This is a genomic window from Caulobacter sp. ErkDOM-E, assembly GCF_048541895.1.
GTDB lineage: Bacteria > Pseudomonadota > Alphaproteobacteria > Caulobacterales > Caulobacteraceae > Caulobacter.
Genome location: NZ_CP183331.1, coordinates 504298 through 519716, shown reverse-complemented (window position 1 = coordinate 519716; position 15419 = coordinate 504298). Strand labels below are relative to the sequence as shown.

The 15419-nt window shown below is 69.6% G+C and carries 8 protein-coding genes; 4 read left to right on the top strand and 4 right to left on the bottom strand.

Annotation, left to right across the window (positions count from 1 at the left end):
* Positions 1 to 95: 95 nt before the first annotated feature.
* Positions 96 to 890, bottom strand: coding sequence for a LytTR family DNA-binding domain-containing protein (locus ACN2C7_RS02530; protein WP_419319646.1), 795 nt, complete (start codon positions 888 to 890; stop codon positions 96 to 98).
* A 167-nt stretch (positions 891 to 1057) separates the two neighbouring features.
* Here ACN2C7_RS02530 and ACN2C7_RS02525 point away from each other — a divergent pair, with 167 nt between their 5' ends.
* Positions 1058 to 2410, top strand: coding sequence for an alpha/beta hydrolase family protein (locus tag ACN2C7_RS02525; protein WP_419319644.1), 1353 nt, complete (start codon positions 1058 to 1060; stop codon positions 2408 to 2410).
* 99 nt (positions 2411 to 2509) lie between these two features.
* On the opposite strand, the gene ACN2C7_RS02520 is transcribed toward ACN2C7_RS02525, so the two are convergent.
* The 3 genes from ACN2C7_RS02520 to ACN2C7_RS02510 all read right to left on the bottom strand — a co-directional run bounded on the left by ACN2C7_RS02520 (position 2510) and on the right by ACN2C7_RS02510 (position 8315).
* A complete protein-coding gene (locus ACN2C7_RS02520; RefSeq protein WP_419319641.1) occupies positions 2510 to 5854 on the bottom strand; it encodes an error-prone DNA polymerase in 3345 nt (1114 codons plus the stop codon).
* 117 nt (positions 5855 to 5971) lie between these two features.
* On the bottom strand, positions 5972 to 7339 hold the full coding sequence (locus ACN2C7_RS02515) for a Y-family DNA polymerase (protein WP_419321525.1): 1368 nt from the start codon (positions 7337 to 7339) through the stop codon (positions 5972 to 5974).
* 196 nt (positions 7340 to 7535) lie between these two features.
* Positions 7536 to 8315, bottom strand: coding sequence for an ImuA family protein (locus ACN2C7_RS02510; protein ID WP_419319640.1), 780 nt, complete (start codon positions 8313 to 8315; stop codon positions 7536 to 7538).
* Positions 8316 to 8424: 109 nt separating this feature from the next.
* Between ACN2C7_RS02510 and ACN2C7_RS02505 the strand changes: the two genes are divergently transcribed.
* The 3 genes from ACN2C7_RS02505 to ACN2C7_RS02495 all read left to right on the top strand — a co-directional run bounded on the left by ACN2C7_RS02505 (position 8425) and on the right by ACN2C7_RS02495 (position 14403).
* Positions 8425 to 11640: a carboxyl transferase domain-containing protein gene (locus ACN2C7_RS02505; protein ID WP_419319639.1), complete on the top strand. Its 3216-nt coding sequence runs from the start codon at positions 8425 to 8427 to the stop codon at positions 11638 to 11640.
* A 135-nt stretch (positions 11641 to 11775) separates the two neighbouring features.
* A complete protein-coding gene (gene gshB / locus ACN2C7_RS02500) occupies positions 11776 to 12729 on the top strand; it encodes a glutathione synthase (RefSeq protein WP_419319638.1) in 954 nt (317 codons plus the stop codon).
* A gap of 120 nt (positions 12730 to 12849) precedes the next feature.
* Entirely contained in the window at positions 12850 to 14403 is a 1554-nt protein-coding gene (locus ACN2C7_RS02495) for a YifB family Mg chelatase-like AAA ATPase (protein WP_419319636.1), read from the top strand.
* Positions 14404 to 15419: the final 1016 nt, after the last annotated feature.

Here is a 15419-nt window from a genome sequence, read left to right as displayed (position 1 = left end):
TCATCATCGCTTGCCGTCCGGAAGCAGACGATACGGAGGGCCGCTATGGGTGGAAATCGGACCTTGGCAAAGACCCCTTTGGCCAGGAGGGACACCTAGAACCAACCGGCTTCCTTCAAGATCGGAGCGTAGGTGCGACTCACCGGCGCCATTAGGCCACTGCGAAGACGCATCTCACCCGCGCCACGGCGCCAGCGCACGCTCTCCACCGCGTCCGCCGCAACCCACCACGAGCGGTGAACACGCCAGCCATGGGCTTGCGCCAACTCATCCAGAGCATCGGCGAACCGAAGGGTGATCAGCTCCGCGCCAGAGTCCATGTGAACCCTCAGATAGTGGCCATGCGCTTCGATCGCGAGCAGCCGGGCTCCGCGACGTTTCGCCGAAAGTCGTCGCCTGAAGACGGCCTCGGCCTCGGGCAGCGGCGCGGCGATGACAGTTCTGGTCTCGACCCGCGCGGGCGATCGCCGCCAGGCCAGGGTTCGCACCAACATTAACGGCAGCATGATGGGCCACACCTGCCAGAGTAGTCCGAGGTAGCTTGGCCAGTTGAGCACCTGGTTCAGGAGAAGGCCCTGGGCCGCCAGCACCAGAAGCGTCACCGGCGGCGTCATCAGCACGGAGACGACCGCCACGCGTCGCCAGGTCGCGGCCATGCGCCGGCTCAACCCCTCGTCCGCCACGACCCCGATCACCCCTCCGCCCACCACGCAGATCATCCAGTAGAGATAGCGCTCCACCTTGGGCAGCCGATCGGTATCGAACGGCCCCAGGAATCCCATCAGCAATCCGATGGCGACCAGGATGGCCAGGTCGATTCCCCATCGTCGCGCGGTCGTCGCCGCGCTCTGTGCGCTCGCCTTGCCGTCCATGTCGTCCCATTCGCGCAACTTTGGCGCCGTTCGCGAAGCCAGGCCTAGCGAGCCGCCGCCCGTCCCGCAACGACCTTCGGCCGAACGGCCCGCGAGGACCTCCACACGCCGTGTGGAGGGACAACCGCCATGGCTCGGAGGCCATCCCGTCGGGGGTGGTCTCATCGTTGATCTGAAGGACCGATATGCTCACCCTGGCCGCCAATCTCGCCGTCGCCGCGCTGATCGCCGCGACACCGCCCACGGGTCTGGACAAGACCATCACAACCCGGTTGGACCCGAGCCTGCGCTGCCGGCTCGGCGCCTACGCCTTCCCGGACGGGCGGTTCCTCTCCATCACCGGCAGCGACGGAGATCCCCGTAACCTGCGGTACGGACGCTCCGAAGGCGGTCTGGGCAAGCTCGTCGAACAGGTGGACGGCGCCTATGCCACATCGACCTCGCCTAGGCTGACCCTGCGCTTCGAGCCATGCGAGTCGGGGCGGGTGCATATGGAGACCGGGTCCGGCATGCAGCTTGGCCGCCGTGCGCCGCTGGTCGTACGTGAAACGACTTTCCACAGCGCAGGCATCGCGCTGCACGGCAAGCTCGTGCTGCCGCCCGGCGGCGAGGCGAGGACAAAGGCCGTCGCTGTCTGGATCGGCGGGTCCAACAACGATCCCGACACCGACGATGCAAGCTGGCAGTTCGAGCTGGCGCGGCGCGGCGTCGGATTCTTCGTCTATGACAAGCGAGGGACCGGCGCCTCGGGGGGCGACCTCACGGCCGACTTCCATGTTCGCGCCGCCGATACCGCCGCCGCCGTCCAGGAAGCCCGGCGTCTGGCGCCACACGTCCAAAAATTCGGCGTTATCGGGGCCAGTCAGGGCGGTTGGGTCGCGCCCCTCGTGGCGACGTTGACGCCTCTGGACTTCGTCGTTCCCGCCTTCGCCATGGCCGAAGGCCCGCCCGCGCAAGACCGGGCGGTCGTGGAGAGTCAGTTGCGCCGGGCCGGCTTTGGCGACGTGGCCCTGAGCCAGGCAAGAGAGGTCACCGCAGCCACGGAACAGGTGGTCAGGTCGAACTTCTCGCAGGGGTTCGAAGCCCTGGACGCCCTAAAATCGAAATATCGCGAAGAACCCTGGCTCGCCGCAATCCAGCCCCGCTCCTACACCGGCATCCTGCTGCGCATGCCGACCGCCGAGGTTCGGCAGTTTGGGCCAACGCTGTCGCAGGGCCTGACCTTCAACTATGAGCCGCGCCCGATCATCGAGACGATCAAATCGCGCCAGCTCTGGCTCCTGGGTGGCCAGGATCCGCAGACGCCCAGCGCCGGCACGATCCAGGTGCTGCAAGACATCCAGCGCAGCCGGGCCGACCTGGACCTGATCGTCTTCCCGCGGGCCGATCACGGACTGCTCGAGAAATTCCAGGGGCCGACGGGTGAGACGGCGGCCTATCCTCCCGGTCTGTTCGACCTGCTGGCCAGTTGGATTCTCACCGGCAGCCCGGCGCCGCTCAACGCGCAGGCTGTGATCCAGAGGGGCGCCGACCGCTGAACTTAACTCGATCTCGCAGAGCCCGACCAGGGTCGCCAGCGGTCAAAGGCACAGGCGCCCGATCCGGACCATCCTCGCCGGCGCTCCTGGAACATCTGCCTAGTGAAAGTCCCGGCTCCTCTGCAGGCGCCCTGAGACCTTGCTCCGCACGCGCGGGGCCGGCGCGGCGGGATCTTCCTTCAGCCGCCCCAACTCCGCCGACAGGTCGGTGAAGCGTTCGGCGACCACGTGGATCACGCCTTCGGCCGATTGCACCCTGCCGTGCACCACCAGGAACGAGGCGGTCATCACCGTGTTGCGGTCGGCCTCGAAGCGGTCCTTCCAGACCACCGCATTGGCCACGCCGGTTTCGTCCTCCATCGTGACGAACACCACGCCCTTGGCGGTGCCGGGCCTCTGGCGGATCAGCACGATACCGGCCACCGCGACGCGCTTGCCGTCCTTGATCTGCGGCAGACGGTCGGCGGGGATCACGCCCATCTTGTCGAGCATCGGTCGGTAGAAGGCGCAGGGATGGGCCTTCAGCGACAGGCTGGTGGTGCGATAGTCCTCGGCCACCGCCTGGGGCAGGGCCATGACCGGCAGGCTCACCGCCGCCTCGAACAGCGGCAGCCCCGCCAGCAAAGGCGCCTGGACCGGCGCCTTGCTCTCGCCCTTCACGCCCTTGACCGCCCACAGGGCCTCGCGCCGGCTCAGGCCCGTTGAGGCAAAGGCGTCGGCCTCGGCCAGCAGCTCCAGGGCCCGTTGCGGCACGCCATATTGCGCGAAGTCGGCCGGGGTTCGCGCGCCCTCGTCGCGCGCCATGGCCAGCAGTTTAGCCTCGGCCTCGCGCACGCCCTTGACCTGGCGCAGACCCAGGCGAACGGCCTTCCACAGGGGGCGGGTGTCGGGGTTGAAGAGCTTGTTCGCAGAAACCCTGTCATCCCGGACGAGCGCGGATCGCGAAGATCCGGGACCGCCGGAAGCGCGGCGCTCTGGATCAGTCCCGGATCTCCGCTTCGCTTCGTCCGGGATGACATTGGAGGTTGCCGCAGCCTTCGGGATGTCTTCCAGCGTACAGTCCCAGTCGCTGCTCATCACATCGGGCGGCAAGACCTCGACGCCATGCTCGCGCGCATCGCGCACCAACTGAGCTGGCTGGTAAAAGCCCATCGGCTGGGAATTGATCAGCACCGCGCAGAACACATCCGGCCAGGCCCATTTCATCCAGGCCGAGACATAAACGAGCTTGGCGAAACTGGCCGCGTGGCTCTCGGGAAAGCCATAGTGGCCAAAGCCCTCGATCTGCTTGAAGCAGCGCTCGGCGAAGTCGCGCTGATAGCCGCGACCGGCCATGCCCTCGACGAACTTGTCGCGATACTCGGCCGGGGTGCCCAGGTTCTTGAAGGTGGCCATGGCCTTGCGCAGGCCGTCGGCCTCGTCAGGTGTGAACTTGGCCGCCTCGATGGCCAGACTCATGGCCTGCTCCTGAAACAGCGGCACGCCGAAGGTCTTGCCCAGGATACCCCGCAGTTCGTCGGCCGGGCCGTGTTCGGGCGACGGGGCCGGCCATTCCACCGGGTCCTGACCGTTTCGACGCCGCAGATAGGGATGGACCATGTCGCCCTGGATCGGCCCGGGCCGCACGATCGCCACCTCGATCACCAGGTCATAGAATTCCGCCGGTTTCAGCCGGGGCAGCATCGACATCTGGGCCCGGCTCTCGACCTGGAACACCCCGACCGAGTCCGCCTTGGACAGCATGTCATAGACGCCCTTCACCTCGCGGGGGACGTCGGCCAGATCGTGGATATGCAGACCATGCTGGGCGCGCAGCAGGCCAAAGCCGCGCTGGATGGCGGTCAGCATGCCTAGGGCCAGGATGTCGACCTTCATCAAACCCAGGCTGTCGATATCGTCCTTGTCCCACTCGATGAAGGTGCGGTCCTTCATCGCCGCGTTGCCGATCGGCACGGTCTCGTCCAGCCGCCGCTTGGTCAGCACGAAGCCGCCGACATGCTGTGACAGGTGGCGGGGAAAGCCCAGCAGCTCGCTGGCCAGGCTGACCGCGCGGGCGATCTCGGGCGCGTCGGGATCAAGGCCCGCCTTGCGGATATGCTCTTCCGGCAGGCCCGAGCCCCAGCTGCCCCAGACCGTGGCGGCCAGCAGGGAGGTGACATCCTCGGTCAGGCCCAGGGCCTTGCCCACGTCGCGGATGGCGCTGCGCGGGCGGTAGTGGATCACCGTGCCGCAGATGGCGGCATAGTCGCGGCCATAGCGGCGATAGACATATTGCATCACCTCCTCGCGCCGCTCGTGCTCGAAATCGACGTCGATATCCGGCGGCTCGCCGCGGTTCTCGGAGATGAAGCGGGTGAACAGCAGGCGGTGCTCGGTCGGGTCGATCGAGGTGACGCCCAGGCAGAAACAGACCGAGGAATTGGCCGCCGATCCCCGCCCCTGGCACAGGATCCCCATGGCGCGCGCCTCCTGCACGATGTCGTGCACGGTGAGGAAATAGTTGGGGTAGTTCATCTTGCCGATCAGCCGCAGCTCCTCGTTCAGCTGCGCGACGACCTTGTCCGGAACCCCGCCCGGATAACGCCAGGCCGCGCCGGCGAAGGTCAGGTCGGTCAGGTGCTGCATGGCGGTCTTGCCCGGGGGCACGGGCTCGTCGGGATATTCCTCCTTCAGCTGGCCCAGGTCGAAACCGATGCGCGAGACGATCTCCAGCGTGCGTTCGACGGCCCGCGGCCAGCGCTCGAACAGGCGGGCCATTTCCTGCGGCGTCTTCAGGTGGCGCTCGGCATTGGCCTCCAGCAAGAAGCCCGCCTCGTGGATCGTGCAGTGCTCGCGCACGCAGGTCATGACGTCCTGCAGGGGCCGCCGTTCGGGGCCGTGATAAAGGACGTCATTGGTGGCGACCATCGGCGCGCCGGCCGCGCGGGCCAGCTCGTCCAGCCGCGCCAGACGCTGCAGGTCTCGGGCCGCATAGGCCCGGCTGGCCGCCAGCCAGACCCGGCCGCGCAGGTCGGCGCTCATGCGGTCCAGGTCAGCGGTGAAGGCTTCGTCCAGCTTGGCCGGCGGCACGATCAGGGCCAGCTGGCCTTCGGCATGCTGCAGGAAATCCTCCCAGTGCAGCTCGCATTCGCCCTTGCCGGCCCGGCGCTGGCCGACCGTCAGCAGCCGCGTCAGCCGCGCGAAGGCCTCGCGGTCGGAGGGGTAGCACAGCAGGCTGGGCGTCCCGTCGGCGAAGTCCAGCCGGCAGCCGGTCAGGGCCCGGACCTTCAGGTCCTTGGCCGCCGTCCAGGCGCGCACCACGCCGGCCAGGGTGTTGCGATCGGCGATCCCGACAGCGGCCAGGCCCAGGCCCTGGGCGGTCGGCATCAGCTCACGGGCGTGGGAGGCCCCGCGCAGGAACGAGAAGTTGCTGGTGGTCTGCAGTTCGGCATAGGCGGGGGTCATGCCCTTGCCCCCTCCGGGCCTGACGGCCCTCCTCCCCCGGAGGGGGAAGATGAGATCATCCGCCCCCTCCGGGGGCGGACGACCGCGCAAGCGGTCCGGTGGGGGCAAGTGCTCAGGCTACCCAAACAGGCCATGCAACCACCACTTCGGGTCCTCGCCCGTCCCGAACAGCCCCTGGCGAAAGATCCAGAACCGGCCGCCCGCCTCGTCCTCGACCCGGTAATAGTCGCGGATCCTGCCCGGTCCGGTGTCGTCGAAATCGCCGCGCCACCATTCCTGGCCGATCCGCTCGGGCCCCTCGGCCCGGCGCACGCGGTGCGCGCGGCCGCGCCACTGGAACTGGACCGGCGGATCGTCGGGCAGCTTGGCCATCGCCGTGATCGCCTCGGGCCGCTTGAACAGCCGCACCGGCCGGGGTCGCTCGGGGTCCCAGGTCTGGCCGGAGGGCGCGGCCAGCGGCGCGCGGCGGATCACCGAGCGTTCGGGCACGTGGCTCTCATACGGATCGGCCCGCCAGACGCGGTCCTCGCCCAGGCGGTTGATCAGCCGGTCGACCAGCGGGGCGAGCGTTTCGTCGAGGCCCGTCCCGGCCTCGGCGTCCAGCCGCGCCTGGACGGCGCTCAGCGGTTCGACGTCGCCGGCGAACACCGTGACCACCTCTATGCCGAAGCCGGGGTCGATGACGTCCAGCTTGGGGACCATCAGCCGGGTCAGGCGCGCGGCGTCGCGGCCAGGCCGCGCCAGCCCGGCCCGCACCGGCATGGCCTTGCCGTCCAGGCGGTGAAAGACCACCTCGAACCGCCGCGCGCCCTGGCCCTCGGCCTCCAGCCGCTTGCAAATCAGGGCGGTGACATCGCCGACCACCCGGGCCAGATCGTCGGGCGCGCTGATCGGCTCGGCGAAGGCCAGGCGGTCGAACCACGGACTGGCCGGCCGGCGATAGACCAGGGCCTCGCCCGCCGCGCCCAGGGCCTGGTCCAGGCGCAGGGTCAGATGCATGCCGAACCGCTTGGCCAGCTGGGCGCGGGGCAGGCCCAGCAACTGCTCGATCCGGAACAGGCCCAGGCGGGGCAGCTGGGCGGTGGCGGTGTCGTCCAGCCGCAGGGCCGCCACGGGCAGGTCGGCGAGGCGAGCGCGTTGACCGTCGGGCGGCGCGATCTCGCCGGTCTCGCCAAATCGGGCAAGCGCCCAGGCCGCGCCGGGCGTGTCGGCGATGGCCGCCCGGGCCGGCACGCCCCAGCGCGCCAGTCGCGCCAGCAGGTCGGCCAGCATCGCCGCCTCGCCGCCCCACAGGTGGTCGGTGCCGGTGATGTCGAGGAACAGGCCGTCATCGCCGTCGATGGCCACGGCCGGCGAGAACCGTACGCACCAGTCGCACAGGGCCTCCAGCGCCGCGCGGTCGGCCTCGGGATCGTGGTCGGCGGTGATCAGGTCTGGCGCCAGGGCCATGGCGTCGGCGGCCTTCTGGCCGGGGCGCAGGCCCAGGGCCATGGCGGCCTCGTCGATGGCGGCCAGGCGGCGGGTTCCGGAGTCGGAGATCAGCAGGGCGAAGGGGGGCGGGGCTAACGACTTGCCCCCTCCGGATGCTGCGCATCCTCCTCCCCCGGAGGGGGAAGACGAGATCATCTTCCCCCTCCGGGGGAGGAGCGCGCCAGCGCGGAGGGGGGCAGTGGCGATACCCTCAACCGGCTTTACGCCAGGATTCCGCCGCCGCCAGGTCGTGATCGGCCAGTTGGGACACCAGACGGAAAGGATGCGGGCCATGCTCGGCCTCCGAAGACTCCAAAACCCATGCGCCGGAGCGTCCGCCCCGGCAGCGCTCAAGTTCGACCCGCCAGCGCGGCAGGCCCAGGCCAGGAACATCCGGCGGCGGCTGGCTGGGCGCGCCGGCGATGCGCCAGCGGCTGAACGACGACGAACCCGACACCGTCCGCGCCCGGCCGGCGGGACCGCCATAGGGCCGGCGGTGCAGCAGCACGCCGAAACTGCCGCGCTTCTCGCAGGCCAGCTGCAGCCGGCGGCCGGCCTTCAGCTCCGGGGCCTGGGCCTCGCCGATGGCGGCGGCGACGCCGACCGTCGAGAGGGCGTCCTCCAGCACCGACAGCACCTCGGCCTCGTCGCGGGCCTTGACCTGGATCAGCCGCCCGGTGGGAACGTCGAGCCCCGCCAGACCTGGCGCGAACAGATCGCTGCGCCGCATCACCCAGACCACCGCCCCGGTCTTCAGCAGCGGCCGGATCAGCAGGGCGGCGAAGGCGGCGGGGGCGGCGGAGGTCTCGTCCTCCAGCCCCGCCCCCATCACCTCGTGCCAGCATCCCGAAGGCAGGCCGCCGGCCGGAAAACAACTGTCGATCGCCGCATCACCAAAGCTCAGGATCGGACTCGGAGTCCGGGCGCCTGCTTGCAGAGCAGCCATCTGGCCCTTCAATGCCGTTAGGCGCGCGTCGCGCGGGCCGGCCATAATCCCAATCCTTTGTTCCTATTTTGTTCTGATCTTATGGGCTTGGAGAGTCAAGCCGGGGCGGCCATGGTGCGTCAAACGGCCGTATGAAGCCCCTCCAGGAAACGCCATGTCCTTCCAGCGCGTGCTGATCGCCAATCGCGGCGAAATCGTCCTCCGCATCGCCCGCGCCGCCGCCGAGCTGGGCATCCAGAGCGTGGCGGTGTTCGCCAGCGACGACGCCGCCAGCCCGCACGTTTCCGCCGCCGACCAGGCCGTCGCCCTGCCCGGCTCCGGGGCCCGCGCCTATCTCGACATCGAGGCCATCATCGCCGCCGCCAAGGGCGCGGGCTGCGACGCCCTGCATCCCGGCTATGGCTTCCTGTCGGAGAATCCCGCCCTGGCCCGGGCCTGCGCGGCGGCGGGGATCACCTTCATCGGCCCGGCGCCCGAGTATCTGGAAACCTTCGGCGACAAGGCCGCCGCCCGGGCCCTGGCCGCAAAGCTGAACGTGCCCCTGATCCCCGGAACCGGCGCCCTGGACCTGCCCGGCGCCGAAGACTTCCTGACCCGGCACGGCGCGATCATGCTCAAGGCCCGGGCCGGCGGCGGCGGACGCGGCATGCGGCTGGTGCTGGATCCCGGCGAGCTGGACGCCGCCTTCGCCGCCTGCGCCCGCGAGGCCAAGGCCGCGTTCGGCGATGATGGCCTCTATGCCGAAAAGCTGATCGAAAGCGCGCGCCATATCGAGGTGCAGATCGTCGGCGACGGGGCCGTGGTGCTGGCGGTGGGCGACCGCGACTGCTCCCTGCAGCGCCGCAACCAGAAGCTGGTCGAGATCGCCCCGGCCCCCAACCTGCCGGCCGCCACCCGCGCGGCCATGGCCAGCGCCGCGCAGGCCCTGTGCGCCGGCTATCGCGGTCTGGCGACCGTGGAATATCTGCTCGACACGGCCACCGGCGACTTTGCCTTCATCGAGACCAATCCCCGCCTGCAGGTCGAACACACCGTCACCGAAGAGGTCACGGGCCTGGATCTGGTGCGGCTGCAGTTCGAGCTGGCCGCCGGCAAGACCCTGGCCGAGCTGGACCTGACCACCGCCCCGCCCGCCGTCGGCGCGGCGATCCAGGCGCGGATCAACGCCGAGACCCTGACCGCCGACGGTCAGGTCAAGCCCTCGTCCGGAACCCTGACCACCTATGCCCCGCCCGGCGGCCTGGGGGTGCGGGTGGATGGCGCCGGCGCGGTCGGCCTTGTGGTCGGCGGGGCCTATGACAGCCTGCTGGCCAAGGTGATCACCCGGGGGCGCACCCCGGTCGAAGCCGCCACCCGTCTGGACCGGGCGCTTAGCGAATTCACCATCACCGGCGTCGCCACCACCGCCCCGCTGATCCGCGCGATCCTGGCGCAGTCGGACTGGAAAGACGGCGCGGCGACCACCCGCTTCATCGACGACCACGCCGCCGAGCTGGTCGCCGGGCTTCCCCTGCCGCCAGAGACCGCCCACGCCCACTTCGAGACCCTGGACGGCGCGATCACCGTCGCCGCGCCCCTGGCCGCCACGGTCGGGGCGATCGAGGCTGTCGAAGGCGATCTGGTCCGTCCCGGTCAGGCCCTGGCGGTGCTGGAAGCCATGAAGATGGAGCACCTCGTCCACGCCACGTCCGGCGGACGGGTACTGAAGATCGCCGCCGCCCCGGGCCAGACCGTGGCCGAGGGCCAGCCGCTGCTGTTCCTCGAGCCGGTCGAGATGGACGCCGCCGTCGCCGCCGTCGCCGCGCCCGAGGATCTGGACGCGATCCGTCCTGACCTGGCCGAGGTGATCGCCCGCCACCGCTTCACCCTCGACGAAGCCCGTCCCGAGGCTGTCGCCCGGCGTCGCAAGACCGGCCATCGCACGGCGCGGGAAAATATCGACGATCTGGTCGATCCCGGCAGCTTCCTCGAATATGGCGCCCTGGCCATCGCCGCCCAGAAGCGCCGGCGCACCACCGAGGACCTGATCGCCAACACCCCGGCCGACGGCCTGATCACCGGCATCGGTACGGTCAACGGCGCGCTCTTTGCCCCCGACAAGGCCCGCTGCGCCGCCCTGGCCTATGACTTCACCGTGCTGGCCGGCACGCAAGGCGCGATGAACCACCGCAAGACCGACCGGCTGATGGCGCTGATCGCCGACCAGAAACTGCCGGTCGTCTGGTTCGCCGAGGGCGGCGGCGGACGGCCGGGCGACACCGACACCACCAGCGTGGCCGGGCTGGACGTGCCGACCTTCCGCAGCTTCGCCCAGCTGTCGGGCGTCGTGCCCAAGATCGCCATCGCCGCCGGCCGCTGTTTCGCCGGCAACGCCGCCATCGCGGGGCTGTCGGAAATCATCATCGCCACCAAGGACAGCAATCTGGGCATGGGCGGTCCGGCCATGATCGAGGGCGGCGGCCTGGGCGTGTTCAAGCCCGAGCAGATCGGCCCCTCGGCCCATCAGTGGACCAATGGCGTCATCGACATCCTGGCCGACGACGAAGCCCACGCCACGCGGCTGGCCAAGCAGGCCCTGTCCTATTTCCAGGGGACGCTCGCCGACTGGACCGCCCCCGACCAGCGGCGGCTGCGCCAGGCGATCCCGGAAAACCGGCTGCGCGTCTATGATGTCCGCACACTGATTACAGGTCTCGTCGACGAAGGCTCGTTCCTGGAACTGCGCGGCGGCTTCGCGGCGGGCATGGTCACCGGCCTGATCCGCATCGAGGGTCGTCCCATGGGCCTGATCGCCAATGATCCGCGCCATCTGGGCGGGGCCATCGACTGCGACGGGGCCGACAAGGCCGCGCGCTTCCTGCAACTGTGCGACGCCTTCGCCCTGCCGGTCCTGAGCCTCTGCGACACCCCCGGCTTCATGGTGGGGCCGGGCAGCGAGGACGCCGCCGCCGTGCGCCGCGTCAGCCGCCAGTTCATCGCCGGCGCCAAGCTGCGCAGCCCGCTGTTCACGGTCGTCACCCGCAAGGGCTATGGCCTGGGCGCGCAGGCCATGGCCGGCGGCAGCTTCCACAGCCCCGCCTTCATCGCCGCCTGGCCCACGGGCGAGTTCGGCGGCATGGGCCTGGAGGGCGCCGTCAAGCTGGGCTACCGCAAGGAGCTGGAGGCCCTGAGCGATCCGGCCGAGCAGAAGGCCCTCTATGACCAGCTGGTGGCCCGGCTCTATGCGGCCGGCAAGGCGACCAGCATGGCGGCGGCCCTGGAGATCGACGCGGTCATCGACCCGGCCGACACCCGGCGCTGGATCGTGGGCGGTCTGGACGCCGCGAGCGGGTCGGTCAGGCCGTGGGCGGTGCGGGTGGACAGCTGGTAGGGTCGCCTTGCGCCCCGCCTGCACAGGACGCGGAAACCCAACTCGCCCCTCGCAATCCCGCCGTCACCGCCTTAACTAGGCAGTCGCAGCGCCGGACGTCGCACGTCCTGGGGCCAAGTTGATCCGGAGTCGTCCATGTCGTTGAGAGTCGCCGTCCAGATGGACCCCGTGCACGGGATCAATATCGACACCGACACCACCTTCCAGATGGCGATGGAGGCCCAGAGCCGCGGCCACCGGCTGTGGTTCTACACGCCCGACAAGCTGTCGATGGAGGACGGCCGGGTGTTCGCCCGCGCCCAGTCGATGGTGCTGACCGCCACCCACGGGGCGCACGCGACCCTGGGCGAGATCGTGCTGCTCGACATGAAGGACGACGTCGATGTGGTGCTGATGCGCCAGGATCCGCCGTTCGACATGGCCTATATCACCGCCACCCACTTCCTCGAGAAGGTCCACCCCCACACCCTGGTGGTCAACAATCCGGCCGAGGTGCGCAACGCGCCCGAAAAGCTGTTCGTCACCGACTTCCCCGGCGTGCAGCCGCCGACCCTGATCACCAGCGACCATGAGGCGATCTACGACTTCCGCGCCCGGCATGGCGATATCGTGCTCAAGCCCCTTTACGGCGGTGGCGGCTCGGGCGTGGCGCGGCTGCTGGCCGACGACCCCAATCTCGACGCCCTGCTGGAACTGCACGCCATGATCGGCCGCGAGCAGGTGATCGCCCAGAAGTTCGTGCCGGCCGTCAGCAAGGGCGACAAGCGCGTTCTGCTGGTCGACGGCGAGCCGGTGGGCGCGATCAACCGCGTGCCGGCCGCAGGGCAGGTGCGCTCCAACCTGCGGGTCGGCGGCCGGGCCGAAGCGGTCGAGCTGACCGCCCGCGATCTGGAACTGTGCGCCATCATCGCCCCGGAGCTGAAGCGGCGCGGCCTGCTGTTCGTGGGCATCGACGTGATCGGCGAATACCTCACCGAGATCAACGTCACCTCGCCGACCGGAGCCCAGCAACTGAAGCGGTTTGGCGGGGCCGACGCCTCGGCGGTGCTGTGGGATCGCATCGAGGCGATCCGCGCCGGCCAGGCCTGACCCGGGACGACGTGACCGTCCTGGGGCGCTGATTTCCCGAAACGTTCATTTTTCGTTCTTGCTACGCCCTTCACCTCATGGTTCGTGTGTGGATAACTCCAACCGATCCATGAGGCGGGCATGGCCGCGAAGGTCGTCACGGTGGCGTTCGAGGGCGTCGAAGCGCGCCGCGTCGATGTCGAGGTGCAGCTGACCAGCGGACAGCAGATCTTCGTCATCGTGGGCCTGGCCGACAAGGCCGTGGCCGAGAGCCGCGAGCGGGTGCGCGGGGCTTTCGCCGGCCTGGGGCTGTCGCTGCCGGGCAAGCGCATCGTCGCCAATCTGGCCCCGGCCGACATGCCCAAGGAGGGCACCCATTTCGATCTGCCGATCGCCCTGGCGGTGATGGCGGCGATCGGGGTCATTCCGGTGGACGCTCTGGATGACTGGGCGGCCATGGGCGAGCTGTCGCTGGATGGCCGCATCGTCCCAGCCGCCGGCGCCCTGCCCGCAGCCATGGCGGCCGGGGCCATGGGCCTGGGCCTGATCTGCCCTGAGGCCAGTGGACCCGAAGCGGCCTGGGCCGGCGGCACCCGCATCCTGGCCCCGCGCTCCCTGGTGTCGCTGATCAACCACTTCCGGGGCAGTCAGGTGCTGAGCGCGCCTTCGCCGGGTCCAGTAATCGAGGGCGAACGGGCCAAGGACCTGCGCGACGTGAAAGGTCAGGAGCACGCCAAGCGCGCCTTGGAGATCGCCGCCGCCGGCGGTCACAACCTGCTTTTTGTCGGGCCGCCAGGCTCAGGCAAGTCGATGCTGGCCCAGCGCCTGCCGGGACTGCTGCCGCCCCTGACCTCGGCCGAACTGTTGCAGACCTCGATGGTCCATTCGGTGGCCGGGCTGATTGCGCGCGGGGCCCTGACCCGCGCGCGGCCGTTTCGCTCGCCGCACCATTCGGCCAGCATGGCGGCCCTGACCGGCGGCGGTCACAAGGCCAAGCCGGGCGAGGTGTCGCTGGCCCACAACGGCGTGCTGTTCCTCGACGAGCTGCCGGAATTCGGGGTGCAGGCGCTGGACAGCCTGCGCGGCCCGCTGGAGACCGGCGAGGTGATGGTGGCCCGCGCCAATGCCCATGTGCGCTATCCGGCCAAGGTGCAGCTGGTGGCGGCCATGAACCCCTGCCGCTGCGGCCATGGCGGGGCCGGACGCGGCTATTGCGGCAAGGCGCCGCGCTGCCAGCGCGACTATCAGGGCCGGGTCTCGGGCCCGCTGATGGACCGCATCGACCTGTCGGTCGACATGCCCGCCGTCACCGCCGCCGACCTGGCCCTGCCGCCGCCCAGCGAAGGCTCGGCCGAATTCGCCGCCCGGGTGGCGCGAGCCCGCCAGCGGCAGATCGACCGCGCCGAAGCCTATGACAGCCCCGAGAGCCTGAACGGCCGCGCCGAGGGCGCCTTTCTGGACAAGATCGTCGCCATCGACGACGCCGGCCGCAGCCTGCTGGCCCGCGCCGCCGAGGCCGGCCAGATCAGCGCCCGAGGCTGGACCCGCGTGCTGCGCCTCTCGCGCACCATCGCCGACCTGGAAGGCGCCGACGGCGTGCGCCGGGTGCATGTCGCCGAGGCCCTGGCCCACCGCCGCTCGGCCGCGCCGGGGGAGGAACAGGGCGGGTTCGCATCTGGCGCGTCGACGTTTTGAGGGGCGGGCGGGGTGACACGGCGGACCTGGACTTGAGCGCCCGAGAGCAGACCTTCTGAAAGGCCGAGAGGGGTGGTTGACGGACCTTAGGCCATGGTTAGTTGCCTGCACGTCCGCCCTCGCATTGCCCGCTAATCCAACGCCCGCCATCGTCCAGACACGCATCTTGGGCGACCACGGGTGAAACCCTGATCAGCAATGCAACTCCCGCCAGTAAGGTGGCTATCGTCAGGAAGATAGCTGCGACAGCGCGACGTCTCCGACGCCTTTGCCAAGCCGCGAAGTCCCGATCGAAGTCTGACGGCAATGCGTCGGCATCACGTGCCTTCGCCATTTGATGGAAGCTTTCACGTCGCGCGGCTTCTCTACGGGCTTTTATCATTCTGACGATTCGACTTCCCGTTTGACGCGGCGATCCCGAGGCTCGCACAAATCGCAGTGTCCGCATCGGGTCGAAAGCACGCTCCAGCTCCCCGCCCGAAAGCCGACGCCCCGCGTCGCGCCAAGCCTTACATCTCTTGGAGGCTGAAACCTGTCCAGACCGGCGATCGTCTCGCCGTGAGATTTAAGGATGGCTCCGTTCGCGGGCGAAGGGGGATGGTGTTTCCCGGCAAACGCCGCTGGCCCCCTCCTGACCTGCTTCGCAGGTCGTCCTCCCCCTTGTCAGGGGGAAGATGGGATCGGCGCCCTTCATCTTCCCCCTCCGGGGGAAGACGGCTGCGCAGCAGCCCGTAGGGGGCAAGTATGGGGATAGAGCGCAGTCTATGCCCGTACTTTCCGGATCTTATCCCAACGAAATCAACGTCCTGTATAATAATCGATCGCGCCGGTCAGACGCGCCGAAACCTCCCGCATACTGATCTCACCCCAAGGCAAGGGAAGGGACGTCGGCCGGCGACCTGATGGGCTTTGGGGGGTGGTCGAGCGGGGCGTGTTCCGTCGGCTGTCGCTCTGGGCCCTGCTGGCCCGGTTTGCGAGGCGTGGCCTGTCCCTCCGGGGAAGGCGGGCGCTTCGGA

What these genes read in the sequence shown, in the direction of transcription:
- gshB (WP_419319638.1), top strand. Translation starts at nt 11,776, where the DNA reads ATGTCGTTGAGAGTCGCCGTCCAGATGGACCCCGTGCACGGGATCAAT.
- ACN2C7_RS02495 (WP_419319636.1), top strand. Translation starts at nt 12,850, where the DNA reads ATGGCCGCGAAGGTCGTCACGGTGGCGTTCGAGGGCGTCGAAGCGCGC.
- ACN2C7_RS02505 (WP_419319639.1), top strand. Translation starts at nt 8,425, where the DNA reads ATGTCCTTCCAGCGCGTGCTGATCGCCAATCGCGGCGAAATCGTCCTC.
- ACN2C7_RS02520 (WP_419319641.1), bottom strand. Translation starts at nt 5,854, where the DNA reads ATGACCCCCGCCTATGCCGAACTGCAGACCACCAGCAACTTCTCGTTC.
- ACN2C7_RS02525 (WP_419319644.1), top strand. Translation starts at nt 1,058, where the DNA reads ATGCTCACCCTGGCCGCCAATCTCGCCGTCGCCGCGCTGATCGCCGCG.
- ACN2C7_RS02510 (WP_419319640.1), bottom strand. Translation starts at nt 8,315, where the DNA reads ATGGCCGGCCCGCGCGACGCGCGCCTAACGGCATTGAAGGGCCAGATG.